Consider the following 24,573-nt stretch of genomic DNA (forward strand, 5'->3'; position numbering starts at 1 on the left):
CGGCGGCCGCGCGGGGCCCCGAGAGCCACGATCCGATTGCTTGCCTGTTGTCCACCCGTCCACGGTACTGCGCCCGTGTTTGCCCCCGGCCGGGTGGGGCACCGGAAACAGTCGCGGAGATGCCTCCCGCCACCGCCCCGGTTAACTTGGGCGAAACAAATGGGTCACGCTTGAGAAATCACGCCTGCCTATGGTCGGGTCCAGCGTGCGCCACCGCACTGGCCGCACCACGAGCTACAACCCCGTCCCTCCCGGGCCGGGAGTAGGAGGAGTTGGATGTTCCAGAACGCCGACGAAGTGCAGAAGTACGTAGCGGACAACGACGTCAAGTTCATCGATGTCCGGTTCTGCGACCTGCCCGGGGTGATGCAGCACTTCACGATCCCGGCAGCGACCTTCGACCCGGCCGAGGAACTGGCCTTCGACGGTTCGTCGATCCGCGGCTTCCAGGCCATCCACGAGTCGGACATGGCGCTGCGCGCGGACCTGTCGACGGCTCGGGTGGACCCCTTCCGCCGCGACAAGACCGTCAACATCAACTTCTTCATCCACGACCCGATCACGGGCGAGCAGTACAGCCGTGACCCGCGCAACATCGCCAAGAAGGCCGAGGCGTACCTCACCTCGACCGGCTTCGCCGACACCGCGTACTTCGGCCCGGAGGCCGAGTTCTACGTCTTCGACAACGTCCGCTTCCAGACGTCGGCGAACGAGAGCTTCTACCACATCGACTCCGAGGCCGGCGCCTGGAACACCGGGTCGGAGGAGAACAACCGCGGCTACAAGGTCCGCTACAAGGGCGGCTACTTCCCGACCCCGCCGGTCGACCACTTCGCCGACCTGCGTGCCGAGATCTCCCTGGAGCTGGACAAGAACGGCCTCCAGGTCGAGCGCCAGCACCACGAGGTCGGCACGGCCGGCCAGGCCGAGATCAACTACAAGTTCAACACGCTGCTCGCCGCGGCCGACGACCTGATGCTCTTCAAGTACATCGTGAAGAACGTCGCCTGGCGCAACGGCAAGACCGCGACGTTCATGCCGAAGCCGATCTTCGGCGACAACGGCTCGGGCATGCACGTGCACCAGTCGCTGTGGCAGGGCGGCGTTCCCCTCTTCTACGACGAGCAGGGTTACGCCGGCCTCTCGGACATGGCCCGCTACTACATCGGCGGCATCCTGAAGCACGCCCCGTCGCTGCTGGCCTTCACCAACCCGACGGTGAACTCCTACCACCGCCTGGTCCCCGGCTTCGAGGCCCCGGTCAACATGGTGTACTCGCAGCGCAACCGCTCCGCCGCGATGCGCATCCCGATCACCGGCTCGAACCCGAAGGCCAAGCGCGTCGAGTTCCGCGCCCCGGACCCGTCCTCGAACCCGTACCTCGCGTTCTCGGCCCTGCTGATGGCGGGCCTGGACGGCGTGAAGAACAAGATCGAGCCGGCCGAGCCGATCGACAAGGACCTCTACGAGCTGGCTCCCGAGGAGCACGCCAACGTCCAGCAGGTCCCGACGTCCCTCCCGGCCGTGCTTGAAGCCCTGGAGGCGGACAACGAGTACCTCCAGGCGGGCGGCGTCTTCACGTCGGACCTGATCGAGACGTGGATCGACTACAAGCGCACCCACGAGATCGCCCCGATCCAGCTGCGGCCGCACCCGCACGAGTTCGAGCTGTACTTCGACCTCTAGGACCGCCGCAGGTCAGAGGGGTTCTCCTCGCACCTGGGCCGTCTGTGGGCCGTCGGCCGTATCCCTCCGGGGGTAGGGCCGACGGCCTTTTCTCCTTCCGTCGCACCGCGACGGGCACCGCACCGTCGTCGCCCTCGTCCTCGGCGGCCGGACGGCGCGGCCGGCAGCGTCTATTCGGTGGTCGGGAAGGCCTCCGTGATCGATCATGAGGGCATGCCGGAGCAGCCGATCAACACCCTCAGCCTGCGCCACGTCCTCCCGCCCGCGGGGGCGGACACCTGGGTCGAGGTACGTCCATTCGTCGACGGGACCTTCTGAAGGAGTTCTACCCCGCCGGACTGGGAAACTGCCGCCAGGAGTGGGACGGCCCGGCGGAGAAGTGGCCGTTGACGCCGACGCAGGATTCCGGGCTCGTCATCGTGGGCGAACCCGACTGCTGTCCGGGGTGCTGCGGAGCGCTCTTCGTCGATATCCGGCGTGCGGGCGACCGGGTGCTCTGGTCGTCCTGGAAGAACACCAGCAGCATCCACGCCGCGCTTCCGGACGACCTCCACTTCGACGCCGCCCAGTACGGCGCCGAACTGGCCCGCGCAGCAGCCGACTTGCCGTGGGAGGAGCCGATGGACACCGTCGCCCGACTACTGGGGAGGACGCTGGTGGACAGTGGCTGGTTCGAGGGATGGGGATGTGTCCTGGAGCGGGTGCAAGCCTCGCGCGAGGAGCCCTGCGGCGTCGAGGGCCAGTTCACGCAGGAGCGACGGCCCGGCGACCACCCCAGCCGATTCAGTTACGAACTGCCCGTCACGTGGACCGAGCCCGCCGAGGACCAGGCCCTGCGGTTCGCGGCGGCGATCCTGGCGGAGGACCCGCGCAGCACCGCCGAGCAGTGGGCCGACTGAAGCTCCCCGTACGGTCGTCCCTGGACGGGCCTACGCCGCCGGCGGCACCGCCTCACCGCAACGAAGGCCGTGCCCGTCCCGCCCAGTACTCGTCCGCCGTGATGCCCAGCAGGACCACGTCGTGGTACGCGCCGGCGAAGAACTCGTGCTGGCGCAGGCGGCCCTCCTCCACGAAGCCGAGTTTGCGGTAGAGGGCCAGGGAGGCGTCGTTGAAGGCGTAGACCTCGACCTCGCACTTGTGGGAGCGCTGTTCGGCGAACATGTAGGTGAGGACCAGTTCGGAGGCCTCGGCCGCATAACCCTGGCGGCGGTGTTCCCTGGTGACCTCGATGCCCGTACGGAAGCGGCCTGCCCGGGCGTCCGTCTCGCCGACCGAGACCGCGCCGACGAAGGCGTGCTCGAAGCGGGTCTCGATGACCAGTTGGTACGCGGCCGGGTTCGGGGTGCGGCCGGCGCGCTCGGTGGCCCAGGCGCGGAAGCTCTCGTCCGAGCGGGGTGGCTCGACCACATCGGCGTTGCGGGCGTCCACGGTGTGCAGGGCCAGGGCCCGGAAGCCCTCCCAGTCCTGGGGTTCGATGCCCCGCAGGCGTACCCTCTCGCCGGTCCACAGGTCGGTCATCTCGCTCCAGCCAGGTAGGTGAGGTGCAGGGGCAGGTCGGTCAGTCGGTCGGTCGGGCTACGTGGGCCGCGATGGCCCGTGCGCAGGCCAGGGACTCCGTATGTGTCGTGTCCACCTCCACGTCGTACGACACCCCTCGGTGCACCTTCTCCGCCTGCGCTGCGGCCATGCCCCTCGGGCGGTCGCCCCGGGCGATCTCGCGGGCCCCGGCGACGCTGCTCTCGCACCGGACGCCCACCCAGAGGACGTCCAGGCCCGTGAGCGCCTTGCGCCACGGCTCCTGGGAGGCCGGGCCGCCGAGGAACACGTCGTCGACGATGACCCTCGCGCCCGCCCGGGCCATCGCGGCGACGCCCTCGCGCCAGGCCGCCTCCAGCCTGCGGAACTGCTCGCCGACGGCCACACCGCCGTCCGGGGCGAACGCGATGCCCGCCTCCGTCGTGCGCAGCGACGCGGGCAGCGAGTCCACGAACGTGTCGATCGCGGCGGCGAGCCAGGGGTCCGGCAGCTCCGCCTGGAGGCAGCGGACGATGCCGGACTTGCCGGAGCTGGACCCGCCGTTCAGCACGATCACCTGGGTTGTCACCCAGTCACAGTAGAGGGAACCGGGGCGGTGTTCGACGCGTTTTCGGGCGACGCGGGTCGGTCACGCGGGCTTGATCGTGGCCAGTTGCGCGAGGAGCAGGACCAGCCGGTACGCCGTCGCGCAGTCGGGGGACGTGAAGGTGACCGTACGAGCGCCCCCGGCGCGTGAGACGCCCGGCACGAGGGTCGCCAGATCGATGGCGTGGGGGCTCGCGAGGTCGACCTCCACGTCCAGCGGGGCGGGGGCGAGCGTCAGGGGCTCGATGGCCGCGCGGACGTGGTAGCCGACGAACAGCGCCGCGTCGGTCCCCTCGTCGAGCCCGGCGAGCATGTTCAGCGCGCGCGGCTTGCCCCGGACCAGGCGGGCCCGGCGGTCGAGCCGTTCCGGCAGGAGGTTGCGGAAGGTCCCGTGCGCGTCGGCGACCAGTACCTCGGCCGTGGGTTCGGCGTCCAGGACGCCCGCGATCACCGCGTTCGCTTCTGCCGTCATCAACTCCCGGCCGCGCTGGTAGTCGTAGCGCTCGGGGTTCGTCTCGGAGGAGTGGACGATCCCCGAGATGCCTTCCATGTCGACCGAGATGAGTCCCTTCATGGGTTCGGGAGCCTACCGGGGGCGGGTGGTGGGGGGGCAGGCCTGTGCCCCCGGCCGGACAAGCAGGCCGGGGACACAGGGCGATCGACGGGCCGGGCTGATCCGCTCCGGTCAGCGGCCGTAGCGGATCAGGGCGCGGACCATGCGGCAGGTGGTGTCGGACGGCGGGTGGATGCCCAGGCGCTCGGCGGTGACCCGTATCCGGTGGTTGCCGGCGCTGGAGGGCTGGTAGACCCCGCTGTCGAGCAGGGCGATGGCCAGGCGCATGGCCTTCAGGCGGCGGTTGTGGGAGACGTACCACTCGCGGGGGCGGCCCGCGGGCAGTCGCTTCTTCGTCGGCGGGGCGGGAAGCGGCGGGTGGAAGGGCATCGGGAGCTGTCGGTCGAGCGGCTCGGTCGTGACTGTGGCAACAGCCATTCGGCATCCTCCTGGCAGCGTGGTGGAACCCTCACGAACTCCCTCCATTTTACTGCCCCCCACTGACAATCGCCCCTGGCCAGAGGCGTTTTCGGTAGTCCCTCGCGTACCCTTGGCCCCATGGAGATCTGGATCAATCCCGCCTGTTCCAAGTGCCGCAGCGCGGTGACTCTGCTGGACGCCGAAGGGGCCGACTACACCGTCCGCCGGTACCTGGAGGACGTGCCCTCGCCCGAGGAGATCCGGATCGTGCTGGAGCGGCTCGGTCTGGAGCCGTGGGACATCACGCGGACGCAGGAGGCGGCGGCGAAGGAGCTGGGGCTGAAGGAGTGGCCGCGGGAGGCCGGTTCGCGGGAGCGGTGGATCGTCGCGCTGTCGGAGCACCCGAAGCTGATCCAGCGGCCGATCATCACCGCCGAGGACGGCACGGCCGTGGTGGCGCGGAGCGAGGAAGCGGTGCGGGACGCGTTGGGGCGGTAGCGGTCCCCGTGCTCCGCTGGAAGTGACCTCGGCGCCCGGCGCCGATCCGGGCCCGGCCGCCCGGGGCGGCCCCCGGCGGGGGCCCTCAGCGTTCGTCCGTGCCCGCACGCTTGGCGGTGGACAGGGCTATGCGGTTCCAGGTGTTGATCGTGAGGATCAGGGCCAGCAGGTGGGCCAGCTCCTCCTCGTCGAAGTGGGCCGCCGCGCGGTCGTAGACCTCGTCCGGGACGCCGTCGTCCCCGATCCGGGTGACCGCGTCCGTCAGGGCCAGGGCTGCCTGTTCCCGCTCGGTGAAGAAGTGGTCCGCCTCGTGCCACACCGCGACCATGTGCAGGCGCTCCTCGCTCTCGCCCGCCTTCCGCGCGTCCGTGGTGTGCATGTGCAGGCAGTACGCGCAGCGGTTCAGGTGCGAGGCGCGGATCTGGACCAGTTCGACCAGGGTCGGGTCCAGGCCCGCGCGGGCCGCCGCGTCCAGGCCGATCACGGCCCGGAAGACCTTCGGGGCGCTCTTCGCGAAGTCGAGCCTGCCGGTGGCGTCGTTGCTCCGGACGGTGGTGGCCGGGGTGGCGGTGCGGTCGTTCGTCTTGATCTCCGTCGTCGTCATGGGTACGAATCTAGGGCGACGGGCGACTGGGTGTGGGGTGCATTTCCATGACGGATTCATGGGTCAATTCCGCGGAGATCCTGGGCAGCGATCTGCCGCTGGAACTCTCCGGCACGGGCAACCGCCGGGCCCTGCTGATGGCGGCGCTGCGCGAGGCCGTGCGCAGCGGGCGGCTCGCCCCCGGTACCCGGCTGCCGCCCTACCGTTCCCTCGCCGCCGATCTCGGCCTCGCCCGCAACACCGTCGCCGACGCGTACGCCGAGCTGGTCGCGGAGGGGTGGCTGGCCGCCCGGCAAGGCTCGGGCACGCGCGTCGCCGAGCGGGCCGCCCCGGTCACCCCCGTGCACCGGCCGCGCACCCCCGAGCGCGCCGCCCGCCCGGTCCATGACCTGGTCCAGGGCCAGCCGGATCCCTCGGTCTTCCCGCGCACCGCCTGGCTGGCCTCGGCGCGGCGGGCTCTCGCCGCCGCCCCCGACGACGCGTTCGGGCCCGGTGATCCGCACGGGCGGCCCGAGTTGCGGCGGGCCCTCGCCGGCTATCTGGCCCGGGTGCGGGGGGTGCGGGCGGCGCCGGAGCGGATCGTGCTGTGCTCGGGGGCCGCGCACGGGCTGCGGCTGCTGGCGGAGGTGGTGGGTGGTCCGTGGGCGGCGGAGGAGTACGGCCTGCCCTTCCACCGTGCGCTGCTCGCCTCCCACGGGGTCGGCACCCGGCCGCTTGGCGTGGACGCGGACGGCGCCCGGGTCGACGGGCTCACCCGCCACGACCGTGCCGTACTCCTCACGCCCGCCCACCAGTTCCCCACCGGCGGACCACTGCACCCCACGCGGCGGGCGGCCGTCGTCGACTGGGCCCGGGCCACCGGCGGGCTCGTCGTGGAGGACGACTACGACGGGGAGTTCCGCTACGACCGGCAGCCCGTGGGCGCTGTCCAAGGGCTCGATCCCGAGCATGTGGCGTTGGTCGGGTCGGTGAGCAAGAGTCTCTCCCCCACCCTGCGGATCGGGTGGATGGTGCTGCCCCAGCGGCTCGTCGGCCCCGTCGTCGCTGCGAAGGGCGAGCGGGAGCAGTTCTCCAGCGCCACCGAGCAGCTGACGCTCGCGGACTTCGTCGAGTCGGGCGCGTACGACCGGCAGGTCCGGCGGATGCGGCAGCGCCACCGCCGCCGCCGGGACCAGTTGGTGGCGGCCCTGGAGCGGCGGGCCCCGCACGTCCGGGTCACCGGGATCGCCGCCGGCCTGCACGCGCTGGTGGAACTGCCGCCCGGCACCGAGCGTTCGGCGGTCCGGGCCGCGGTCTGGCAGGGGCTGGCGGTCGAAGGCCTCGCCGACTACGCGCATCCGGGCGCGGGGCAGGTCGAGCGGGCGGAGGGCTCCCGGGACGGACTCGTCGTCGGGTACGCGACGCCCGCCGAATCCGCCTACCCGGAGGCGTTGGAGGCCCTGTGCCGGGCGCTGCCGCCGGGGTGAGCCGGTGGCGCGGGCCGCGGGGTGCCGCACGGCCGGAGCCGCTGGAGGCCCCGGAAGGCCCCGCGGCCCGGATGTCGTGGAGGCCCGGCAGTCCCGGGAGGCCCCGCCGCGGGGTGCCGCACGGCCGCGCCCCGCGCTCCTCGCCCCGCGCCCCTCGCCCCGCGCTCCTCGCCTCGCGCCCCGCGCCCCTGCCGGTCAGCCTGCCTGTGCCTGCGTCTCCGCCGCCACCAGCAGCTCCGTGAGGTGGAGGCCGAAGCGCGCGTCGCAGGCGTGCGGCACCCTCGTGCGTACCGCTTCGGCCAGCGCGTCCACCGCTCCCCGAAAGGCGGTTTCCGCACCGTCCCAGCCGGGGACCGACGCGGTGCCCCGCTCGCCCCGGAACTCGATCTCGACGCCCGCCGCGCCGGGCGGTGCGCTGAGCCCGAGGGTCACCGTGCTGGACGCGCCGGAGGTGTGGCGCAGGATCAGGTGTGTGGTGTCGGCCGGCCCCCGGGCGGCAGTGAGGTGCTCCACGTCGCCCAGGACCGGGATCAGCACGGAGAGCGCGTGCGGGCCGACGTCCCACAGGCCGCCCTTCTCGCGCCGCCACAGGGAGTCCGCGTACGCGCTGGTCGAACCCGCCGCGTAGAGCGATCCCAGCCACTGGGCGCGAGCCGTGAACCAGCCTCCCAGCGCGGCCTGTTCGGCGATCCACGCGGAGGTCTCGGGCGCGAACCGGAGCGTGCAGAAGACGACCGAGGCGACCCCCGCCGTCTCCGCCGCCCCGGCCACCGCACGGGCCCCCGCCACCGTCGTGGCCACCGGCTTGTCCATCAGGAGGTGGCAGCCCGCCTCGGCGGCGCGGACCGCGAGCGGGGCCTGCACGTCCGGCGGCAGCGCGAAGGCCACCGCGTCGCTCGTCTCCAGGAGCGCGTCGATGCCCTCCTCACCCGTGTACGCGCGGGTGCCGTGGGCGGTGGCAAGGGCGTCGGCCGCCTCGGCCCTGCGGCCCCACACCCCGCTCAGTTCGACGCCGGGATGGGCGGCCAGCGCGGGGGCCTGGGTGTTGTGCGCCCAGGGGCCGGTGCCGAGGAGGCCGATGCGGAGAGGGTTCGTGGTGCCGGCAGGTGAGTCCATGGGGCCAGTGTGCCGGGTGCGCCGGCCGGCCGTGCGGGGGCCCGGACGGGGGCCCGGCGTCCGCCGCCCGAGTACGCGCCCGCCCGGGCAGGGGGAGCCGGCTCCTCGCGCGGGGTGTCGCCGGGCGCCCGAATGCGGTGGCGCGGAGCGGCCCCGCACCGTTACGTTTCCGGGGCCGGCCGCGGGACTCCGGTGCGACTTCCGAGACGTGCCTATGAAGCGATGATTTCGTTGTTCGTGCCTTCATTCCCCGGCCGGCTTCTCTGTTTCTCCCGGGGGATTTCATGAACACGCCCGAGTCAGTACGCGCGGCCGAGTCCGTACGAGCGCCCGAGACCGTACGGGCACCCGAGACCGTACGGGCACCCGAGACCGTACGGGCACCCGAGACCGTGGGAGCTTCTGGCTCCGCAGGCGCGGCCGAGACCGTACGCGCGGCCGGCTCCGTAGCCGAACTCGTCGCCGCCGAGGACGTCCTGCTCTTCGTGAACGCGGCGATCACCGCGACCGGGCAGCGCGAGTTCCGCTCGGGCGCCGCCGACCAGCAGCTGTCCCTGGACTTCCTGCACACCTACGTACGGGTCAACTACCGCCGGGTGTACGCCGCTTCACTGGCCCTGGACATCAACCACCACAACGCGTCCCTCATCGTGCGCCGACTGCTGGAGACGGCGGGCGAGGCGAGCCCCGCGGAGCGGCGTACCGAAGGGCGGCTCATCGCCGCCCGGCTGGCGTCGCTGCCGCCGCCACGCGTCTACCGGCTCTTCGGCGAGCTGCGCCGCGGCAAGGTCAACAACCGGCGCACCCGGGCGATCATGCGGGACTGGCTGGCGGCCCGGCCCGACCTGGGCCATGACGCGGTGAAGTACCGGGCCGGGCTGAAGACGGCCGTCCGGCACATCCACCTGCCCTGCCCTGACGGGGGTGCACCGCTCGCCGAGGTCGGGGCGTTCCTGTTCCGGCCCGGCCGGCTGCCGCGCTACGAGCACGGGATGCTCGACGCCTGGCGGCGCGCCCACTACGAGCAGGGGGCCGTGGCCGAGCTGCCGTTCACGGTGGCGGAGGGGTTCGCCGCCAAGCACGGGATGAGGCGCGAGGTCTTCCTGAAGCGGGCCGCGCCCCGGATGACCCGGCTGGAGCGGCTGCGCACCCAGGAGCAGCAGGCCGCGGGCGGGCGGCGGGGCGCCCCGGCGGTACGGGTGGATCTGACCGTGATGCCGCTGACCCGGCTCGCCCTGTACGTGCTGTCGCTCGGCTTCGAGCAGCGTGCCGAGCGGCGGGCCGAGCTGACCGGCGCCCTGCGCGCGGCGGCCGGCCGGGCGGCGGGCGGGCACGCGGGGAGCTGGGGGCGGGTGCACGCGGTGCTGGACGACAGCTTCTCCTCGTCCGGTTCGGGGCAGAAGCGGCGGCGGCCCCTCGCCGTGGCGCTGGCCTGCCACCACCTGCTGGAGGTGCTCGCCGCGCCCGGCGTGTACCGGGGGCTGTGGACCTCGGGCGCGGGCGACGCGCTGCTCGTGCGCCCGTGGGGGCCGACCCCACTGGGGACGCGGGTCCTGGACGCGCTGGAGCCGGGGCCCGGCGGCGCGGCCCCGGACCGGCTGGTGATCGTCTCGGACGGCTGGGACAACGCTCCGGCGGGCCTGGCGGGCGAGGTGTTGCGGGTGTGGCGGCGCCGGCTGGACCCGGAGCGGCGGACGGCGGTGGTGCACGTCAACCCCGTATACGACGCGGAGGGTTTCGACGTGCGGCGGCTGGCGGCGGGGGTGGCTACGGCCGGGATCAGGGACGCGGAGGATCTGCCCGCGCTGGTGGAGATCGCCCGGTTCGCTGAGGGGCGCACGGGGCCGGCGGAGCTTTACGCGTATCTGGACCGGCGAGTGGCCCGGTTCACCGGACCAGGCGGAGAAGAAGGAGTGGCCCCGTGAACCGGCTGGAGCTGACCGGGCTGACCGCCCGGCCCTCGCAGGTGTGGGGCGGCGTCCGTCTCGTCCCGCTGGTCCGCGAGGCGCCGGTGGAGGGGCTGCGGCTGCACCGCGAGGTGTACGAGGGTCTCGGCGCGGGGATCGTCGAGCTCGGGCCCCGGGCCCACTACGTCTCGTACATCCCGCACGGTCTGGTCGCCGACTGGTCGGGGGAGGGCGGCCCGGCACCGGAGGCGGGCCGCCGCCGGTCGGCCGCGTACGGTACCCAGTTCGGCGGGGGCGGGGCGCCCCGGGCCGTCCCGCTGCCGCCGCTGCCGCACCACCGGATGGCCAGGCGGAGGCCCGGCGACCGGCTGCGGTTCCTGCCGTTGCACCTGGCGCTGGAGGGGTATCTCGCCCTGCACTTCGGCGGTCCGTCGACCGCCTGGGAGGAGTGGTCGCGGACGGCCCTGCGCGACGGGCTCTCACCGCGCGCCGAGGACGCCTACCTCGGGCGGTCGGTGCGCGGGCTCGCGGACGCGCTGCGGATCTTCGAGATCCACCCGGGCCAGTGCGGGGTGATGGTGTACGTCTCCGACGCGCTCGCCGCCGCGTTCGTCGTCCCGCATCCGGACGACTACCGCCTTCTGCACGCCTCGCTGGTGGAGGACCTCTACGGGGAGCTGGTGCACCAGTACGCGCTGTACGGGGTTCCGGTGCCTCAGGTGCCGGTGCGGATCGGGGGCGAGGAGCACATCCGGACGCTCGGCGAGCTGCGGTCGGCGGCGCGGGAGCGGACGCGGGCGTGGGAGGAGGCGCACGACACCCTGTTCGCGCGGGAGCTCCTGGACACCTCGTACGCGTTCGACCGGGTGTACCGGATGAAGTCCTTCACCCTCTGGCGCTTCCTGCCGCCGTTCGTCCGGGACGGGGGCGGGCAGCACATCGGGGAGACGATCACCGATCACCGGGGGCGGGTCGCCTACCTCAAGACGTTCCGGCTCTCCGACGCCCAGATCCGCCGGGGGCATCTCCTGCGGACCGTGGCCGGGGCCGGCTGGGAGCTGGATCGGGCGGCCGCCGCCCTGGGGTCGAGCCGCCAGGAGCTGGTCCGCCGGCTGCGGGCGGCCGGGTTCTCGGCCCTGCTCAAGGGCAGTGTCTGAGCGTCTCCCGAGGCAGCACCGCCGTCGGCGCCCGCCTCGACGCCGCCCGGGTCGCCGCCGTCGACGGCACCCTCATTACCGCCGGGCCATGGGCGACGGGCCCGGACGCGGGCCCCCGTAACGCGGGAAACCTCGGTAACACGGGGTTCACACCGGGGCAACGGACGGGAAATCGCGTCTTGCCAAGCTGCGGCGCATAGACCGCTGCACCCGCGAAGGATGGCGTCCGTGACGTTCAAGGCTGAGTACATCTGGATAGACGGCACCGAGCCGACCGCCAAGCTTCGTTCCAAGACGAAGATCATGGACGGCTCGCCGTCGGGGGACGTGGCGGATCTGCCCCTCTGGGGATTCGACGGCTCCAGCACCAACCAGGCCGAGGGCCACGCGTCCGACCGGGTGCTGAAGCCCGTCTTCACCTGTCCGGACCCGATCCGCGGCGGCGCGGACATCCTCGTCCTGTGCGAGGTCTTCGACATCGACATGACGCCGCACGAGTCCAACACCCGGGCCGCGCTGCGCCCGCTCGCCGAGCGGTTCGCGGGTCAGGCCCCGATCTTCGGCATCGAGCAGGAGTACACCTTCTTCGACGGCCACCGGCCGCTCGGCTTCCCCGAGGGCGGCTTCCCGGCCGCGCAGGGCGGCTACTACTGCGGTGTCGGCGCGGACGAGATCTTCGGCCGCGACATCGTGGAGAAGCACCTCGACAACTGCCTGGCTGCGGGGCTCGGCATCTCCGGCATCAACGCCGAGGTCATGCCCGGCCAGTGGGAGTTCCAGGTGGGCCCGCTGTCCCCGCTGGAGGTCTCCGACCAGCTGTGGGTGGCCCGTTGGCTGCTCTACCGCACCGCCGAGGACTTCCAGGTCTCCGCCACCCTGGACCCGAAGCCGGTCAAGGGCGACTGGAACGGCGCGGGCGCGCACACCAACTTCTCGACCAAGGCGATGCGCGAGGGCTACGACGCGATCATCACCGCGTGCGAGTCGCTGGGCGAGGGCTCCAAGCCGATGGACCACGTGAAGAACTACGGCGCGGGCATCGACGACCGGCTCACCGGCCTGCACGAGACCGCCCCGTGGAACGAGTACAGCTACGGCGTCTCCGACCGCGGCGCCTCGGTCCGCATCCCGTGGCAGGTCGAGCAGGACCGCAAGGGCTACATCGAGGACCGTCGCCCCAACGCCAACGTCGACCCGTACGTCGTCACCCGGCTGATCGTCGACACCTGCTGCACCGCGCTGGAGAAGGCCGGCCAGGTCTGATCCCGACGCCGACCGGGAAGGAGGGGTCCGCCGGTTCGCCGGCGGGCCCCTCCCCCGTGGGCGGTGACGGCCGGGCGTGAGGAACGTTACGCACAGGGCCCGTATCGACGGGTGGGAGGAGTCTGACGCACGGCCGCGATGTCTGCTTGAATGGAGCACATGGCCGGCTACCAGCACATCGCGTCGGGTCGCAGCGACCTCGAACCGTTCTGGCCTTCCCGTCAGCACCATGATTTCGACCGGGTGTGTTGCCGCGCGTGGAACGCGCAGGCCCACTAAAGCCGCTCACCCCGGCCTTCGGTCCGCGCGCACGACGTAAGTCCGTCCCTGACGACTCCTCGCGCGAAAGAGCTGACCCTCATGGCGAACACCCGTACCTTCTCCGCCGCGTCCGCCGCCACCGCGGCGTCCCCGGCGCCCGCTGCGGCCCGCCCCACCGCCCGCACCCTCCCCGCCCACCCGAACCGGCACCGGCTGCGCGCGGTCGACCGTGACGAGGTCGCCGGGCCGCCGGCCGACGTCACGGACTTCCTCCCGCCCGGGGCCACCTGGCTGCCCGCCCCGCAGCACACCCTGCCCACTCTTCCCGGTCAGCCGCCGATGATCGGTTACCTGGTACTCGTGCCGGCCGATCAGCAGCCGGCGCTCGCGGGGGCCGTCGCGGCCTCCCGGCTCCGGCCGGGCGGCTCGCCGTTCCCCCAGCAGCCGGAGCCCGACCGGGCGGTCGGCGAGGGGGCGCCCGTCGGTCCGGTGCGGATCGACGCCACCCGGCGTACGGCTTCCGTCGACGGTGTCGCCCTCGATCTCACGTACCTGGAGTTCGAGCTGCTGTCGCATCTGGTGGCGCACCCGCACCGGGTGCACACCCGCGACCAGTTGGTGACGACGGTGTGGGGTTACGGGCACGTGGGCGACGGGCGCACCGTCGACGTCCATGTCGCGCGGCTGCGCCGCAAGCTCGGTGCGCGGTACCGCCGTTCGATCCAGACGGTCCGGCGGGTCGGGTACAAGTACACGCCCTGACCGGCTCGGTCCACCCGGAACGTCCGGCGGCCCCGGACCACGGTTCCTCCTCACCGTGGTCCGGGGCCGTCCGGGCGTCTCAGAGCTGCTGCCGCCCCGCCGGGGCGGGGGTGCTCACCGGGCCGGCCGGCTCGTCGTGTCCCCCGTGGTTCTCCTCCTCGAGGCTCGGCAGGCGCGAAAGGCCGCGGGGCGTACGCCAGTTGCGCTCGCCCAGCAGCAGCATCACGGAGGGCAGCAGCACCATCCGTACGACGGTGGCGTCCAGCAGCACCGCGACGGCGAGGCCGACGCCCATCTGCTGCATGTCCTGCATGGACAGGGTGCCGAACACCGCGAACACCGCGACCATGATGGCCGCCGCTCCGGTGACCGCCCCGGCCGTGCTCCGGATGCCGGTCTCGATCGCGGCCCGGTTGTCGAGGCCGCCGCCGCGTGCCTCCCGGATCCGGGAGACGACGAACACGTGGTAGTCCATGGAAAGCCCGAACAGGACGACGAGGACGAACAGCGGCATCCACGCCTCGATCGCCCCGACCCCCTCCGAGCCGATGAGCGACGCGCCCCAGCCGTGCTGGAAGACGGCGGTCATCACGCCGTAGGAGGCGGCCACCGAGAGCAGGTTGAGGGCGATGGACGTCACGGCGATGACGTAGCTGCGGAAGCAGAACAGCATCAGCAGGAAGGTGACCGCGGTGATGAAGGCGAAGACCGGGACGATGCCGCGCCGGAGCTGATCGTTGAAGTCGACCGATCCGGCGGTCTCTCCGGTGACGTGGGCCCTGGCCCCGGTGCCGTCGAACGCGGCGGGCAGGCGCTTGTCGCGCAGTTCGGTGAGGTCGGCGGTGCCGCCCGGGAGGGGGATCTCGATCTCGGCGACGTTCTTGGCCCGGTGGACGGTGACGTCCTCGAATCCGTCGAGGGCCTTGGTGACGTCCGGGGCGGCGATGTCGGGCGCGGTGACGACGACGAGGGCGGGGGCGGGACCGCCGGGGAAGCTCTCGGTGATCCGGCTGTGGGCGATGGAGAGCTGCGAGTCGGAGCCGAACTGCTTCTCCAGGCCGAGGGATTCGGTCTTCATGCCGAGGGCGGGCGCGGCGAGCGCGAGGAGCAGGACGGCGGCGGCGACGGCGAAGGCACGGGGCCGGGCGAGTACGGGGCCCAGCACCCGGCCGACGATGCGGCCGCTGCCGGCCCGGCCGCGCTGGGCGCGGCGGTTGAGCAGCGGGATGCGGCCGGCGTCGACGCGGTCGCCGAGCCAGGAGAGCAGGGCGGGCAGGACGGTGACCGAGCCGAGCATGGCGATGAAGACGACGATGATCGTGGCGAGCGCGAACCCCTTGAACAGCAGGAGCCCGGAGAGGAACATGCCGCCCATCGCGACCATCACGGTGAGGCCGGAGACGAGCACCGCCCGGCCGCTGGTGGCGGCCGCGATGCGCAGGGCGGTCTCGGCGTCCCGTCCGGCGGCGCGTTCGTCACGTTCGCGGCGCAGGTAGAAGAGGCAGTAGTCGACTCCGACGGCGAAGCCCATCAGGAACATCACCGAGTAGGTGGTCTGGAACAGGTGCAGCTGGTGGCTGGCGATGGAGAGGAGACCGAAGGCGGCCATGCACGCGGTGAGGGCGAGCCCGACCGGGAGCAGGGCGGCGACGACCGCGCCGAAGGCGACGAGGAGGATGCCGAGGGCGAGCGGTACGGCGGTGAACTCGGCCTTCTTGAAGTCCTCGGCCAGCAGGTCGCCGAGCCACTTGCCCGCGCTGGCCTCGCCGAACTGGTGGATCTCGGTGTCCGGGTGGTCCTCGCCCACGGCGGCGACCGCGTCCAGGACGGGCTGGACCCGGTCGGACGAGGTGGCGGCCTCGCCCTTCATCTCGAAGGCGATCAGGGCCTCCTTGCCGTCCTCGGAGGCGACGGGCGGGGCGATGTTCTGTGCTTCGCCGGTCTGCCGTACGGCGTCGGCGAGGGCTTCGGCGGCCGGCTTCCAGTCGCCCGCGGCGGGGGCGGAGACCATGACGAGTTCGCCCGCGGGCTTGGCGAGTCCGGCGTCGAGGAGGATCTGCTCGGCACGGGCGGACTCGCCCGCGCCGTTCTCCGCGTTGGTCATCTCGACCATGCCGGTGGCCCCGCCGATGCCCGTGGCGAGCACGACGAAGAGCAGCCAGCCGAATACGGCCGTCTTGCGATGGTGGGTGCTCCACACGCCGATGCGTGCGGCGAGATTGCGCCTCGTGCGGTTTCTGCGCCTCATGCGGTTTCTCCCCCGGAGGTAAGCGTCAGGTAAGTGATCGGGACGCTTCGAATCTAGAAATCGGACGGGTTCCGCCCCAGCCGTCGGGGCCCCCGGTCGCGGAGGCGTAGGAGGCGGACGCGGGGGTGGTGCCAGGTACACCCCCTCCGGGTGGCGGACCGGCTGACGCGGCGGGGTGGCGCCGGGTGAGACTGGCACCCGGACCGGGACCTGCCCGGCTCCGGCGAGGGGGCGAGACCTGCGATGAAGGTGTTCTCCGGACGGCTGCGGCCGGCGGCGCTGGCGGCGGGGCGCGGACTGTTCCTGTCGGTGGCCGGCCTGGCGGCGTCCATCACTCTGTTCGTGCTCGCGGTGCTCTCGATCGCCTTCATCCTGCTGGGCGTCGGCGTGTTCACCACCCCGGTGGTGCTGGAGGCGGTCCGCAAGCACGCCAACCAGCGGCGGCTGTGGGCGGCGACCTGGTCGTACGTGCGGATTCCGGTCCCGTACCGGCCGTTCCCCAAGGATCTGCGGCCGGGCGTCACCGGTCAGGTGGAGCGCACCACGCTGTTGCTGAAGGACCCGGCGACCTGGCGGGACCTGCTCTGGCTGCTGATGGACATGACCGCCGGCACGGTGGTGGCGGTCCTGGCGGCGGCCCTGATGATCTACCCCGTCGAGGGGCTGGTCCTGGCGGCAGGCCTGTGGCGGGTGTTCCGGGACGATCCGTACTGGTACGGCTTCGTGCCGGTGGACAGCCAGGCGACGGGGTTCGCGGCCCTGGCGCTGGGAATCGTGCTCTTCCACGTCGGGCTGTGGGCGAGCCGGCCGCTGCTGCGGCTGCACTTCGTGCTCGCCCGGACGCTGCTGGCGCCCACCCAGGACCAGGAGCTGGCGCAGCGCGTCCAGCGGCTCACCGAGACCCGGCACGAGGCCGTGGACACCGCCGCGTCCGAACTGCGCCGCATCGAGCGGGACCTGCACGACGGGGCGCAGGCCCGGCTGGTCGCGATGGGCATGAACCTGGGCACGATCGAGGCGCTGATCGAGAAGGACCCGGCGCAGGCGAAGAAGATGCTGGCGATGGCCCGGGAGTCGTCGGCGGAGGCTCTCACCGAGCTGCGCGACCTGGTACGCGGCATCCACCCGCCGGTCCTCGCGGAGCGGGGCCTCGGCGACGCGGTCCGGGCGCTGGCCCTGCGACTGCCGGTCGCCTCCGAGGTGACGGTGGAGCTGCCGGGGCGGGCGGAGGCCCCGGTGGAGTCGGCGGCGTACTTCGCGGTCAGCGAGGCCCTGACGAACACGGTGAAACACGCGGGGGCGGAGCGGATCTACGTGGACCTGCACCACGCGGAGGGGATGCTCCGGATCTCCGTGACGGACGACGGCAGGGGTGGTGCGGTCGTCGGATCGGGCTCGGGGCTGAGCGGAATCGAACGGCGACTGGGTACATTCGACGGCATCCTGGCCGTCAGCAGCCCCGCGGGCGGTCCCACCATGGTGACCATGGAGATTCCTTGCGAGTTGTCCTAGCCGAAGATCTCTTCCTGCTGCGCGACGGTCTGGTGCGCATGCTGGAGGCGTATGGCTTCGAGATCGCCGCGGCTGTGGAGACCGGGCCCGAACTGACCAAGGCCCTGGCCGAGTTGGAGCCGGACGTCGCCGTCGTCGATGTCCGGCTCCCGCCGTCCCACACCGACGAGGGCCTCCAGTGCGCCCTGGCCGCCCGCCGGGCGCGGCCAGGGCTTCCGGTGCTGGTGCTCTCGCAGCACGTGGAGCAGCTGTACGCACGGGAGTTGCTGGCGGACGGCGACGGCGGCATCGGCTATCTGCTGAAGGACCGGGTCTTCGACGCGGACCAGTTCATCGACGCGGTACGGCGGGTGGCGGCGGGCGGCACGGCGATGGACCCGCAGGTCATCTCCCAGCTCCTGTCGCGTCGTTCGCAGGACAAGCCGATGGGCGGCCTCACCCCGCGCGAGCGGGAGGTGATGGAACTGGTGGCCCAGGGCCGCTCCAACGCCGCCATCGCCTCGCAGCTGGTGATCACGGAGCGGGCGGTGGCCAAGCACACGTCGAACATCTTCGGCAAGCTCGACCTGCCCCCGTCGGACGACGACAACCGCCGGGTGCTGGCGGTGCTGGCGTATCTGGACCACGGCTGAGCCGTCGCGCGTGGGCGGGGCGCGTGGGCGGGGCGCGCGGCCGGGGCGCGCGGCCGGGGCGCGCGGCCGGGGCGCGCGGCCGGGGCGCGCGGCCGGGGCGCGCGTGGCGCTGGTCAGCCCGTGAACCAGCCCGCCGCGTCCAGCCGGAACGCCCCGCCGGGGGCCATCGCGCGCAGGTCCCGCTCCAGGGCGGCCAGCCGCTCCTCGCCGAGCGTCCGGGCCCATTCCGCCCGCAGCCGGTCGAAGCCCTCGGCGGACCGGGCCAGCAGGTCGCCGCCGTGCGGGGTGAGGCGGATCAGGGTGCGCCGGCCGTCGGCGGGGTCCGGGGCGCGCTCCACGTAGCCGAGCGCCTCCAGCTTCTCGACGGTCTTTCCGGCGGCCTGTTTGGAGACCCCGAGCCGCCGCCCGATCTCGCTGATGGCCGCGCCGTCGTATCCCACCGCCTGGAGGGCGAAGCCGTACGCGGGCCGGGTCTCGGGGTGTCCGCGCTCGGCCAGGTCCCGGTGCAGGGCGTCGATGATCGAGCGGAAGCCGGCGAAGAGCAGCAGCGGCAACTCGAAGCCCTTGCCAGGATCGACAACCTGGTTTACCTTTTTTTCGTCAACCATATTGTCGATCGTAGCCGGCCTGCCCAATCCGCCCCCGCGTAGTGAGGCCCTGCCATGCCCTTTCCCGATCTCACCCCCGAGACCGCCCCGCCCGGCTCCCGGCGTGCCATGGAGGCGGTGACCGAGCGGCTGGGCTACCGGCCCGCCGCGATCGCCCGGCTCGCCGCCTCGCCCCACGCCCTGGACGGCTTCCTGAGGATCAGCGCGATCTTCGAGGCCTGCACCCTGGACCCGCTCTCCCGCGAGGTCCTGATCATGACGATGGCCACCCGCAACGACTGCCACCTCTGCGTCGCGATGCACACCGCGAAGCTGACCGCCCTGGACGCCGATCCGGCACTCGTCACCGCCCTGCGCGACCACGCCGGGGCTCCGCTTCCGGACGAACGCCTCGAAGCCGTGCGGCGGTTCACATTGTCGGTGCTCGCCTCGGCGGGCGCGGTGGACGACGCCACTCTGCGGGACTTCCTGGCGCACGGCTACACCGAGCAGAACGCCCTCGAAGTGGTCCTGGGAATCGGCGCGTACACCCTGTCGACCCTGGCCAACCGGCTCACCGGCGCCCCGGTGGACGCCCCCCTGGCCGCCTTCGCCTGAGAGTCGGCGGCCCGCCCCGCACCCGGGACGGGCTCAGGGGTGAGCTACGGCAAGACTCACGACGTAGGCGTCCTCGACCTCGCCGTCCGGGAACATCGCGGTGAGCAGGGCCCGTTCCCGGTCGAAGAAGTCGCGGACCTCGACCGGGTCGCCGATCAGGAAGTCGGAGTGGGTGGCCAGGGTGGCGATATGGGCGTCGACCGGTACGCGGCGGCTCCACGCCACCTGCCGGGTGCGGAAGTCGAGCCCGTCGGGCAGTTCGGCCCGGAAGCGGGCCTCGTGGGACGGGGCGGGAGGAACCTCCACCCCGAAGAAGACCCGCATCCGGTTCTCCTGGTCGACGAGCCATTCCACGGACGGGTCGCCGTCGTTCCACCAGAGCGCCAGCGCCCCGCCCGGGCGCAGTACCCGGCGGGCCTCGGGTATCGAGCGTGCCGGGTCGGTCCAGTGCCAGGCCTGGGCGTACGTGATCAGGTCCATGGAGCCGGTCCGCAGCGGCAGGCTGTTCCCGTCGCCCCGGACCAGCGGCACGTCCGGCAGGCTGCGGCGGAACTGCTCGGCCATCCCGTCGCCCGGCTCCACCGCCGTGACCCGGGCGCCGCGCTCGTACAGCCGTGCCGTGCCGAGACCGGTCCCCGCTCCGACGTCCGCGACCCGGGCTCCGGCGAGCGGCACTCCGGCCAGCTCCTCGACGGCGTCGAACAGCGCGGGCGGGTAGGAGGGGCGGTGCGCGTCGTAGGCGGCGGCGACCGCGTCGAAGGATCGGGCCTGCTCAGGTTTCGTCATACACGCAATCATCGCGTGGGGCCCGGCAGAACGACACGGAAATCCCTGCACGCCTCTGGTCGCCCCGCATACCCGTCAGTACATTGACGCCATGTCTAACACGCAGCCAGCGGCGGTCGCGTCGGAGCGGACGCCCCTCAAGGCCCGCAAGGTGTCCTTCGCCTGGGAGAAGACCCCCCTGCACTGGGTGCCGGGCGACCCGTTCACCACGCACACCATCAACGTGCTCCACCTGCTGCTCCCGGCCGGGGAGCGCTGGTTCATCCACGTCTACCGGCAGATACTCCCCTACATACACGACGACCGACTGCGCGAGGACGTCATCGGGTTCATCGGCCAGGAGGCCGTGCACGCGCAGGCCCACGACGACGTTCTGCCGCACCTGCGGGAGTTGGGCCTCGACCCGACCCCGTACACCGCGCAGGTCGACTGGTTCTTCGAGAAGCTGCTCGGGGACCGGACGCTGCCGCCGGGGCGGGCCTCGCAGTGGTGGCTGATGGAGCGGGTGGCGATGATCGCGGCGATCGAGCACTACACCGCGTTCCTCGGCGACTGGATCCTCAACGCCGAGGCCCTGGACCGCCGGGGAGCGGATCCGACGATGCTCGATCTGCTGCGCTGGCACGGGGCGGAGGAGGTCGAGCACCGGTCGGTGGCCTTCGACGTCTTCCTGCACGTGGACGGCGGCTACCGGCGGCGGGTGCGCACCTGGGCGGCGGCGTTCTCCGCGCTGGTGTTCCTCTGGCAGCGCGGCATCCGCTTCTTCATGGAGAACGACCCCACGCTGCTGGGCGGCAAGGCCTCGTTCAAGGCGTTCCACGCGAGCGGAAAGCAGGGCACGCTGCCCAGCACGGGCGCGATCCTGCGGTCCGTGCCGAGCTATCTCAGCCGGTCCTACCACCCCTCCCGGGAGGGCAGTACGGCCCAGGCCGTCGACTACCTGACCCGCTCCCCCGCCGCGCTCGCCGCCGAGGCCGTCATGACGGAAGGGGCCTGAATCATGGCGCTGCCCCGTCTGCGTACCGTCGCCCTCGTCTCCGCCGCCGCCCTGCTCACCCGGCGCGCCCTCAAGCGCCGGATCGCCCGGTCACCACTGTGGCCGCTGCCCGCCCTGCCCGAGCCGGTATCGGGCCACTCGGAGCGGCGCGCGACGTCGGCCCGACGGCTGCTCATCACCGGGCGGAGCGAGGTCGCCGACGGTGTCGTCCAGCTCCGGCTGGAGGGGGCCGGTCTGCCGCGCTGGGAACCGGGGGCCCATCTGGACCTGGTGCTGCCGTCCGGTCTGGTACGGCAGTACTCGCTGTGCGGCGACCCGGACGACACCGGTGCGTACACGGTGGCGGCCCGGCTGGTGGAGGGCGGCCGGGGTGGTTCGCGGGAGGTGCACGAGCAGCTCCGGGAGGGCCTGGAGATCGAGGTGCGCGGGCCGCGCAACCGCTTCCCGCTGACCGAGGCCGGAGCCTACGTCTTCGTCGTCGGCGGCATCGGGATCACCCCGGTCCTGCCGATGCTGCGCTCGCTGGCCGCGGCGGGGGCCGACTGGCGGCTGCTGTACGGGGGCCGGTCGCGGGGGTCGATGCCGTTCCTGGCGGAGATCGAGAGGCTCGGCGCGGACGGGGACCGGGTCACGGTCGTCGCCCAGGACGAGGCGGGCCACCCGGACGTCGCGGCGGCTCTGGGCGGCCTCGCCCCGGGCACGGCGGTCTACTGCTGCGGGCCCGGGCCGCTGATGGATGCCGTGGCCGCCGCGCTCCCGGAGGGACTCCCCCTGCGTCTGGAGCGGTTCTCGGCCGCGACGGGGGACGCGGCGGGCCCCGGTTCCGGGGCGTTCGAGGTGGAGTTGCGGCGCAGCGGGCGGACGGTGCCGGTCGCGGCCGGGCAGTCGGTGCTGGCCGCCGTCCGCGCGGCGGCGCCCCATGTCGCGTACTCCTGCGAGCAGGGGTTCTGCGGGACCTGCCGACAGCGGGTCCTGGAGGGCGAGATCGATCACCGGGACGATCTGCTGCCCGACGACGAGCGGGGCGGCTCGATGCTGATCTGCGTCTCACGGTGCCGGGGCGGGCGTCTCGTCCTGGACCTCTGAACGCTACGGCGGAGTCACCTTCTGCGTGCCTTTCGGCGCGGGCGGCCGCCCCGCATCTGTACGGCCTCGTACAGATGCGGGCCCGGCACGCATCTATACGATGTCGTACAGATGGGTGGCCGAAGCGGAGCGGAGCAGATCATGGCGGTGGCTCGCACCCCGCGTCACAGGTGGATCGACGAAGGACTGCGCGCGCTCGCGACGGGCGGTCCGGACGCCGTCCAGATCGAGACGCTGGCGAAGGCTCTCGGCGTCTCCAAGGGCGGCTTCTACGGATACTTCGCCGGCCGGCGCGCCCTGCTGGAGGAGATGCTCGACCGCTGGGAACGCGAGATCACCGAGGACGTGGAAGCACGTGTCGAGCAGGAGGGCGGCGATGCGAAAGCCCGGTTGCGCCACCTGTTCGCGATCGTCGACTCGGGGGACGGGCTCAGCACGGACATCACGACCGACCTGGCGATTCGCGATTGGGCCCGGCGCGATCCGGCGGTCGCGACACGCGTTCGGCGCGTCGACAACCGCCACATGGACTACCTGCGTTCACTGTTCCGCGCGTTCTGCGCCGACGAGGACGAGGTCGAGGCGCGCTGCCTGATCACCTTCTCCCTGTACATCGCCGACCGGTTCGTGTTCGCCGAGCACGGCGATCGCGGCCGTGCCGACATCCACGAACTGACGACGAGGTGGTTGCTCGACTCCGGCGGCGACTGACGGGAGAGGGAGGGGGCGTACACACCCCGGATAGGCTGTCCGTATGACGACCGGGGCGCGGCGCAGGATGGGCGTCGACGAGCGCAGACAGCAACTGATCGGCGTCGCGCTGGACTTGTTCAGCCGCCGCTCGCCCGAGGACGTGTCGATCGACGAGATCGCCGCGGCCGCGGGCATCTCCCGTCCGCTGGTGTACCACTACTTCCCCGGGAAGCGGAGCCTGTACGAGGCGGCGCTGCGGCGGGCCGCGGACGAGTTGGCGGCCCGCTTCCTGGAGCCACTGGAGGGGCCCCTGGGCGCGCGGCTGCTCCGGGTGACGGGGCGGTTCCTCGACTTCGTCGACGAGCACGGTCCCGGCTTCTCGGCGCTGATGCGGGGCGGGCCCGCGGTCGGTTCCTCGACGGCGAACGCGATGATCGACGGGGTGCGGCAGGCCGCGTACGAGCAGATCGTCACGCACCTCGGAGTGACCGAACCACCGGCCCGGCTGGACCTGGTGGTCCGCTCCTGGATCTCGCTCGCCGAGGCGACGGCGCTGATCTGGCTGGACGGGCGGCGCATCCCCCGCGCCGAGCTGGAGACGCAGTTGGTGCACGACTTCGCGGCGCTCGCCGCGGTCAGCGCCGCGTACGACCAGGAGATGGCGGACATCGTGCTGCGGGTGCTGTCCCAGGAGCCGGCGGACGGCCCGTTCGGGGAGCTGCTCGCGCGGCTCTCCGCGTTCGCCCCGGACATGCCCGCCGTTCCCGCGCAACGCCTGCCGCGCTGAGCAATCCGGGCCGGAAGCGGGGTCAGGCCGGCAGGCCGTTGCGGTGGGAGACGCGGCGGGCGGCGGCCAGCAGGGCGTGGATCTGCGGGCCCGCCTGGTCGATCTCGGTGACCGGGCGGGGGAACGGCAGCCGCACGTCCTCGTGGGTGCTGGGGTATTCGAGCCGCAGGGTCACCCCGAAGCGGTCCATCGCCAGCGGCACGGCCCGTGTCATGCCGCGCCCAGGGCGGGGGTGGACGAGGCGCAGGAGCAGCGGGACGAGCTCGGCGTGGTCGTCCACCAGATGCGTGAGCATGCCCGCCTCACAGGCGGCGATCGGGTCGGTCTCCACCTCTTCGAGCTCCTCCAGGGTGATGAAGGCGCGCCCCTCGGCGTCCTCCAGGACGGCCTGCCCGAACTCCATGCAGGTGCTCTGCTCGGTGTCGGTGGTGTACGGGGCGGCCAGCAGCCCGGTGACCGTGACGCGGGCGCGCAGCCGGTCGCGTACGGGAGTGGGGGCGATGTCCGTGAACTCCAGGCGTGCCGGAACGCGTTCGGCGCTCGGCGCGTGGCCGCCGTCGTTCGGGGCGTGCAGGTGGATATGGCCCATCGCACAGGTGCCGTCGAGGCGGCGGACTTCGGTGTGCAGTCCGTCGCTGACCACCGTCATGGAGTGGGCGACGGTCAGGATCGACCGGACGCGCTCGGCGCGGGTCGGCCGCGAGGCGCGGGGGCGGGAAAGACGCATCCGAGTTCTCCAGTGAGGGTCAGCGGAACCCAAGCAGCAACTTAGGTATGCCTAACCTTACCTACTTGGCCCGGGTGTTGGTAGTC

25 protein-coding genes are annotated in these 24,573 nt (G+C 72.5%); 15 read left to right on the forward strand and 10 right to left on the reverse strand.

Features of this window, described 5'->3' with window-relative positions:
- The first annotated feature begins 276 nt into the window (after nt 1-276).
- Both glnA and ACH4RG_RS12930 read left to right on the forward strand, forming a co-directional pair.
- Complete coding sequence (gene glnA, locus ACH4RG_RS12925) at nt 277-1,686, forward strand: type I glutamate--ammonia ligase (RefSeq protein WP_397916475.1); 1,410 nt, start codon at nt 277-279, stop codon at nt 1,684-1,686.
- Between the two features lie 386 nt (nt 1,687-2,072).
- Nucleotides 2,073-2,585 carry a hypothetical protein gene (locus ACH4RG_RS12930; protein WP_398539487.1) on the forward strand — a complete coding sequence of 171 codons (513 nt, stop codon included), beginning with the start codon at nt 2,073-2,075 and terminating at the stop codon, nt 2,583-2,585.
- Between the two features lie 52 nt (nt 2,586-2,637).
- Here the strand turns inward: ACH4RG_RS12930 and ACH4RG_RS12935 are convergent, their stop codons facing one another.
- The 4 genes from ACH4RG_RS12935 to ACH4RG_RS12950 form a co-directional block, all read right to left on the reverse strand.
- Nucleotides 2,638-3,204 carry a GNAT family N-acetyltransferase gene (locus ACH4RG_RS12935; protein WP_397916477.1) on the reverse strand — a complete coding sequence of 189 codons (567 nt, stop codon included), beginning with the start codon at nt 3,202-3,204 and terminating at the stop codon, nt 2,638-2,640.
- Nucleotides 3,205-3,244: 40 nt separating this feature from the next.
- On the reverse strand, nt 3,245-3,790 hold the full coding sequence (cpt, locus tag ACH4RG_RS12940) for a chloramphenicol phosphotransferase CPT (protein ID WP_397930414.1): 546 nt from the start codon (nt 3,788-3,790) through the stop codon (nt 3,245-3,247).
- Nucleotides 3,791-3,850: 60 nt separating this feature from the next.
- Nucleotides 3,851-4,381: a M55 family metallopeptidase gene (locus ACH4RG_RS12945; protein WP_398539488.1), complete on the reverse strand. Its 531-nt coding sequence runs from the start codon at nt 4,379-4,381 to the stop codon at nt 3,851-3,853.
- A gap of 111 nt (nt 4,382-4,492) precedes the next feature.
- The gene (locus tag ACH4RG_RS12950; protein WP_215108922.1) at nt 4,493-4,798 is read right to left on the reverse strand and encodes a hypothetical protein; all 306 of its coding nucleotides are present in this window, start codon (nt 4,796-4,798) and stop codon (nt 4,493-4,495) included.
- 120 nt (nt 4,799-4,918) lie between these two features.
- Here ACH4RG_RS12950 and ACH4RG_RS12955 point away from each other — a divergent pair, with 120 nt between their 5' ends.
- Nucleotides 4,919-5,278: an ArsC/Spx/MgsR family protein gene (locus ACH4RG_RS12955; protein ID WP_397916479.1), complete on the forward strand. Its 360-nt coding sequence runs from the start codon at nt 4,919-4,921 to the stop codon at nt 5,276-5,278.
- Between the two features lie 85 nt (nt 5,279-5,363).
- Here the strand turns inward: ACH4RG_RS12955 and ACH4RG_RS12960 are convergent, their stop codons facing one another.
- Nucleotides 5,364-5,882: a carboxymuconolactone decarboxylase family protein gene (locus ACH4RG_RS12960; RefSeq protein ID WP_397916480.1), complete on the reverse strand. Its 519-nt coding sequence runs from the start codon at nt 5,880-5,882 to the stop codon at nt 5,364-5,366.
- 47 nt (nt 5,883-5,929) lie between these two features.
- Here ACH4RG_RS12960 and ACH4RG_RS12965 point away from each other — a divergent pair, with 47 nt between their 5' ends.
- The gene (locus ACH4RG_RS12965) at nt 5,930-7,348 is read left to right on the forward strand and encodes a PLP-dependent aminotransferase family protein (protein ID WP_398539489.1); all 1,419 of its coding nucleotides are present in this window, start codon (nt 5,930-5,932) and stop codon (nt 7,346-7,348) included.
- A gap of 195 nt (nt 7,349-7,543) precedes the next feature.
- On the opposite strand, the gene ACH4RG_RS12970 is transcribed toward ACH4RG_RS12965, so the two are convergent.
- Entirely contained in the window at nt 7,544-8,464 is a 921-nt protein-coding gene (locus ACH4RG_RS12970) for a Gfo/Idh/MocA family protein (RefSeq protein ID WP_398539490.1), read from the reverse strand.
- Between the two features lie 284 nt (nt 8,465-8,748).
- Between ACH4RG_RS12970 and ACH4RG_RS12975 the strand changes: the two genes are divergently transcribed.
- From ACH4RG_RS12975 to ACH4RG_RS12990, 4 genes are all read left to right on the forward strand, one after another.
- On the forward strand, nt 8,749-10,389 hold the full coding sequence (locus tag ACH4RG_RS12975; RefSeq protein ID WP_398539491.1) for a hypothetical protein: 1,641 nt from the start codon (nt 8,749-8,751) through the stop codon (nt 10,387-10,389).
- Nucleotides 10,386-11,528, forward strand: a complete 1,143-nt coding sequence (locus ACH4RG_RS12980; RefSeq protein ID WP_397916484.1) for an ARPP-2 domain-containing protein — start codon at nt 10,386-10,388, stop codon at nt 11,526-11,528. The genes ACH4RG_RS12975 and ACH4RG_RS12980 overlap by 4 nt, the downstream gene beginning before the upstream one ends.
- Nucleotides 11,529-11,756: 228 nt before the next feature.
- Nucleotides 11,757-12,791 carry a glutamine synthetase gene (gene glnII / locus ACH4RG_RS12985; RefSeq protein WP_397916485.1) on the forward strand — a complete coding sequence of 345 codons (1,035 nt, stop codon included), beginning with the start codon at nt 11,757-11,759 and terminating at the stop codon, nt 12,789-12,791.
- Between the two features lie 360 nt (nt 12,792-13,151).
- Nucleotides 13,152-13,814: a winged helix-turn-helix domain-containing protein gene (locus ACH4RG_RS12990; RefSeq protein ID WP_397916486.1), complete on the forward strand. Its 663-nt coding sequence runs from the start codon at nt 13,152-13,154 to the stop codon at nt 13,812-13,814.
- A gap of 79 nt (nt 13,815-13,893) precedes the next feature.
- Here ACH4RG_RS12990 and ACH4RG_RS12995 read toward each other — a convergent pair whose 3' ends face one another.
- Entirely contained in the window at nt 13,894-16,062 is a 2,169-nt protein-coding gene (locus ACH4RG_RS12995; protein WP_398539492.1) for an MMPL family transporter, read from the reverse strand.
- A gap of 243 nt (nt 16,063-16,305) precedes the next feature.
- Here ACH4RG_RS12995 and ACH4RG_RS13000 point away from each other — a divergent pair, with 243 nt between their 5' ends.
- Nucleotides 16,306-17,574 carry a sensor histidine kinase gene (locus ACH4RG_RS13000; RefSeq protein WP_397916488.1) on the forward strand — a complete coding sequence of 423 codons (1,269 nt, stop codon included), beginning with the start codon at nt 16,306-16,308 and terminating at the stop codon, nt 17,572-17,574.
- Nucleotides 17,559-18,206 (forward strand): LuxR C-terminal-related transcriptional regulator, encoded by a 648-nt coding sequence (locus ACH4RG_RS13005; protein ID WP_398539493.1) that lies wholly within the window; start codon nt 17,559-17,561, stop codon nt 18,204-18,206. The genes ACH4RG_RS13000 and ACH4RG_RS13005 overlap by 16 nt, the downstream gene beginning before the upstream one ends.
- Nucleotides 18,207-18,319: 113 nt before the next feature.
- Here the strand turns inward: ACH4RG_RS13005 and ACH4RG_RS13010 are convergent, their stop codons facing one another.
- Nucleotides 18,320-18,814 carry a MarR family winged helix-turn-helix transcriptional regulator gene (locus ACH4RG_RS13010; protein WP_398539494.1) on the reverse strand — a complete coding sequence of 165 codons (495 nt, stop codon included), beginning with the start codon at nt 18,812-18,814 and terminating at the stop codon, nt 18,320-18,322.
- Nucleotides 18,815-18,868: 54 nt separating this feature from the next.
- Between ACH4RG_RS13010 and ACH4RG_RS13015 the strand changes: the two genes are divergently transcribed.
- On the forward strand, nt 18,869-19,411 hold the full coding sequence (locus ACH4RG_RS13015; RefSeq protein WP_397916491.1) for a carboxymuconolactone decarboxylase family protein: 543 nt from the start codon (nt 18,869-18,871) through the stop codon (nt 19,409-19,411).
- A 33-nt stretch (nt 19,412-19,444) separates the two neighbouring features.
- Here ACH4RG_RS13015 and ACH4RG_RS13020 read toward each other — a convergent pair whose 3' ends face one another.
- A complete protein-coding gene (locus ACH4RG_RS13020) occupies nt 19,445-20,197 on the reverse strand; it encodes a class I SAM-dependent methyltransferase (protein WP_397930392.1) in 753 nt (250 codons plus the stop codon).
- Between the two features lie 91 nt (nt 20,198-20,288).
- Here ACH4RG_RS13020 and ACH4RG_RS13025 point away from each other — a divergent pair, with 91 nt between their 5' ends.
- From ACH4RG_RS13025 to ACH4RG_RS13040, 4 genes are all read left to right on the forward strand, one after another.
- Nucleotides 20,289-21,194 (forward strand): metal-dependent hydrolase, encoded by a 906-nt coding sequence (locus ACH4RG_RS13025; RefSeq protein ID WP_398160887.1) that lies wholly within the window; start codon nt 20,289-20,291, stop codon nt 21,192-21,194.
- A gap of 3 nt (nt 21,195-21,197) precedes the next feature.
- Nucleotides 21,198-22,280, forward strand: coding sequence for a PDR/VanB family oxidoreductase (locus tag ACH4RG_RS13030; protein ID WP_397916494.1), 1,083 nt, complete (start codon nt 21,198-21,200; stop codon nt 22,278-22,280).
- Nucleotides 22,281-22,421: 141 nt separating this feature from the next.
- On the forward strand, nt 22,422-22,991 hold the full coding sequence (locus ACH4RG_RS13035) for a TetR/AcrR family transcriptional regulator (RefSeq protein ID WP_397930539.1): 570 nt from the start codon (nt 22,422-22,424) through the stop codon (nt 22,989-22,991).
- 43 nt (nt 22,992-23,034) lie between these two features.
- Nucleotides 23,035-23,760, forward strand: coding sequence for a TetR/AcrR family transcriptional regulator (locus ACH4RG_RS13040; protein WP_397916495.1), 726 nt, complete (start codon nt 23,035-23,037; stop codon nt 23,758-23,760).
- A 22-nt stretch (nt 23,761-23,782) separates the two neighbouring features.
- Here ACH4RG_RS13040 and ACH4RG_RS13045 read toward each other — a convergent pair whose 3' ends face one another.
- On the reverse strand, nt 23,783-24,487 hold the full coding sequence (locus tag ACH4RG_RS13045; protein ID WP_397916496.1) for a DUF2470 domain-containing protein: 705 nt from the start codon (nt 24,485-24,487) through the stop codon (nt 23,783-23,785).
- Between the last annotated feature and the right edge of the window lie 86 nt (nt 24,488-24,573).

It is taken from the genome of Streptomyces sp. NPDC021019 (assembly GCF_044333295.1).
Classification (GTDB): Bacteria; Actinomycetota; Actinomycetes; order Streptomycetales; family Streptomycetaceae; genus Streptomyces.

What these genes read in the sequence shown, in the direction of transcription:
- ACH4RG_RS13010 (WP_398539494.1), bottom strand. Translation starts at nt 18,814, where the DNA reads ATGGTTGACGAAAAAAAGGTAAACCAGGTTGTCGATCCTGGCAAGGGC.
- ACH4RG_RS12950 (WP_215108922.1), bottom strand. Translation starts at nt 4,798, where the DNA reads ATGGCTGTTGCCACAGTCACGACCGAGCCGCTCGACCGACAGCTCCCG.
- ACH4RG_RS13040 (WP_397916495.1), top strand. Translation starts at nt 23,035, where the DNA reads ATGACGACCGGGGCGCGGCGCAGGATGGGCGTCGACGAGCGCAGACAG.
- ACH4RG_RS13015 (WP_397916491.1), top strand. Translation starts at nt 18,869, where the DNA reads ATGCCCTTTCCCGATCTCACCCCCGAGACCGCCCCGCCCGGCTCCCGG.
- ACH4RG_RS12965 (WP_398539489.1), top strand. Translation starts at nt 5,930, where the DNA reads ATGACGGATTCATGGGTCAATTCCGCGGAGATCCTGGGCAGCGATCTG.
- ACH4RG_RS13020 (WP_397930392.1), bottom strand. Translation starts at nt 20,197, where the DNA reads ATGACGAAACCTGAGCAGGCCCGATCCTTCGACGCGGTCGCCGCCGCC.
- ACH4RG_RS13030 (WP_397916494.1), top strand. Translation starts at nt 21,198, where the DNA reads ATGGCGCTGCCCCGTCTGCGTACCGTCGCCCTCGTCTCCGCCGCCGCC.
- ACH4RG_RS13035 (WP_397930539.1), top strand. Translation starts at nt 22,422, where the DNA reads ATGGCGGTGGCTCGCACCCCGCGTCACAGGTGGATCGACGAAGGACTG.
- ACH4RG_RS12975 (WP_398539491.1), top strand. Translation starts at nt 8,749, where the DNA reads ATGAACACGCCCGAGTCAGTACGCGCGGCCGAGTCCGTACGAGCGCCC.
- ACH4RG_RS12960 (WP_397916480.1), bottom strand. Translation starts at nt 5,882, where the DNA reads ATGACGACGACGGAGATCAAGACGAACGACCGCACCGCCACCCCGGCC.
- ACH4RG_RS12970 (WP_398539490.1), bottom strand. Translation starts at nt 8,464, where the DNA reads ATGGACTCACCTGCCGGCACCACGAACCCTCTCCGCATCGGCCTCCTC.
- ACH4RG_RS12990 (WP_397916486.1), top strand. Translation starts at nt 13,152, where the DNA reads ATGGCGAACACCCGTACCTTCTCCGCCGCGTCCGCCGCCACCGCGGCG.
- glnA (WP_397916475.1), top strand. Translation starts at nt 277, where the DNA reads ATGTTCCAGAACGCCGACGAAGTGCAGAAGTACGTAGCGGACAACGAC.
- ACH4RG_RS12995 (WP_398539492.1), bottom strand. Translation starts at nt 16,062, where the DNA reads ATGAGGCGCAGAAACCGCACGAGGCGCAATCTCGCCGCACGCATCGGC.
- ACH4RG_RS13025 (WP_398160887.1), top strand. Translation starts at nt 20,289, where the DNA reads ATGTCTAACACGCAGCCAGCGGCGGTCGCGTCGGAGCGGACGCCCCTC.
- ACH4RG_RS13045 (WP_397916496.1), bottom strand. Translation starts at nt 24,487, where the DNA reads ATGCGTCTTTCCCGCCCCCGCGCCTCGCGGCCGACCCGCGCCGAGCGC.
- ACH4RG_RS12945 (WP_398539488.1), bottom strand. Translation starts at nt 4,381, where the DNA reads ATGAAGGGACTCATCTCGGTCGACATGGAAGGCATCTCGGGGATCGTC.
- ACH4RG_RS13000 (WP_397916488.1), top strand. Translation starts at nt 16,306, where the DNA reads ATGAAGGTGTTCTCCGGACGGCTGCGGCCGGCGGCGCTGGCGGCGGGG.
- ACH4RG_RS12955 (WP_397916479.1), top strand. Translation starts at nt 4,919, where the DNA reads ATGGAGATCTGGATCAATCCCGCCTGTTCCAAGTGCCGCAGCGCGGTG.
- ACH4RG_RS12935 (WP_397916477.1), bottom strand. Translation starts at nt 3,204, where the DNA reads ATGACCGACCTGTGGACCGGCGAGAGGGTACGCCTGCGGGGCATCGAA.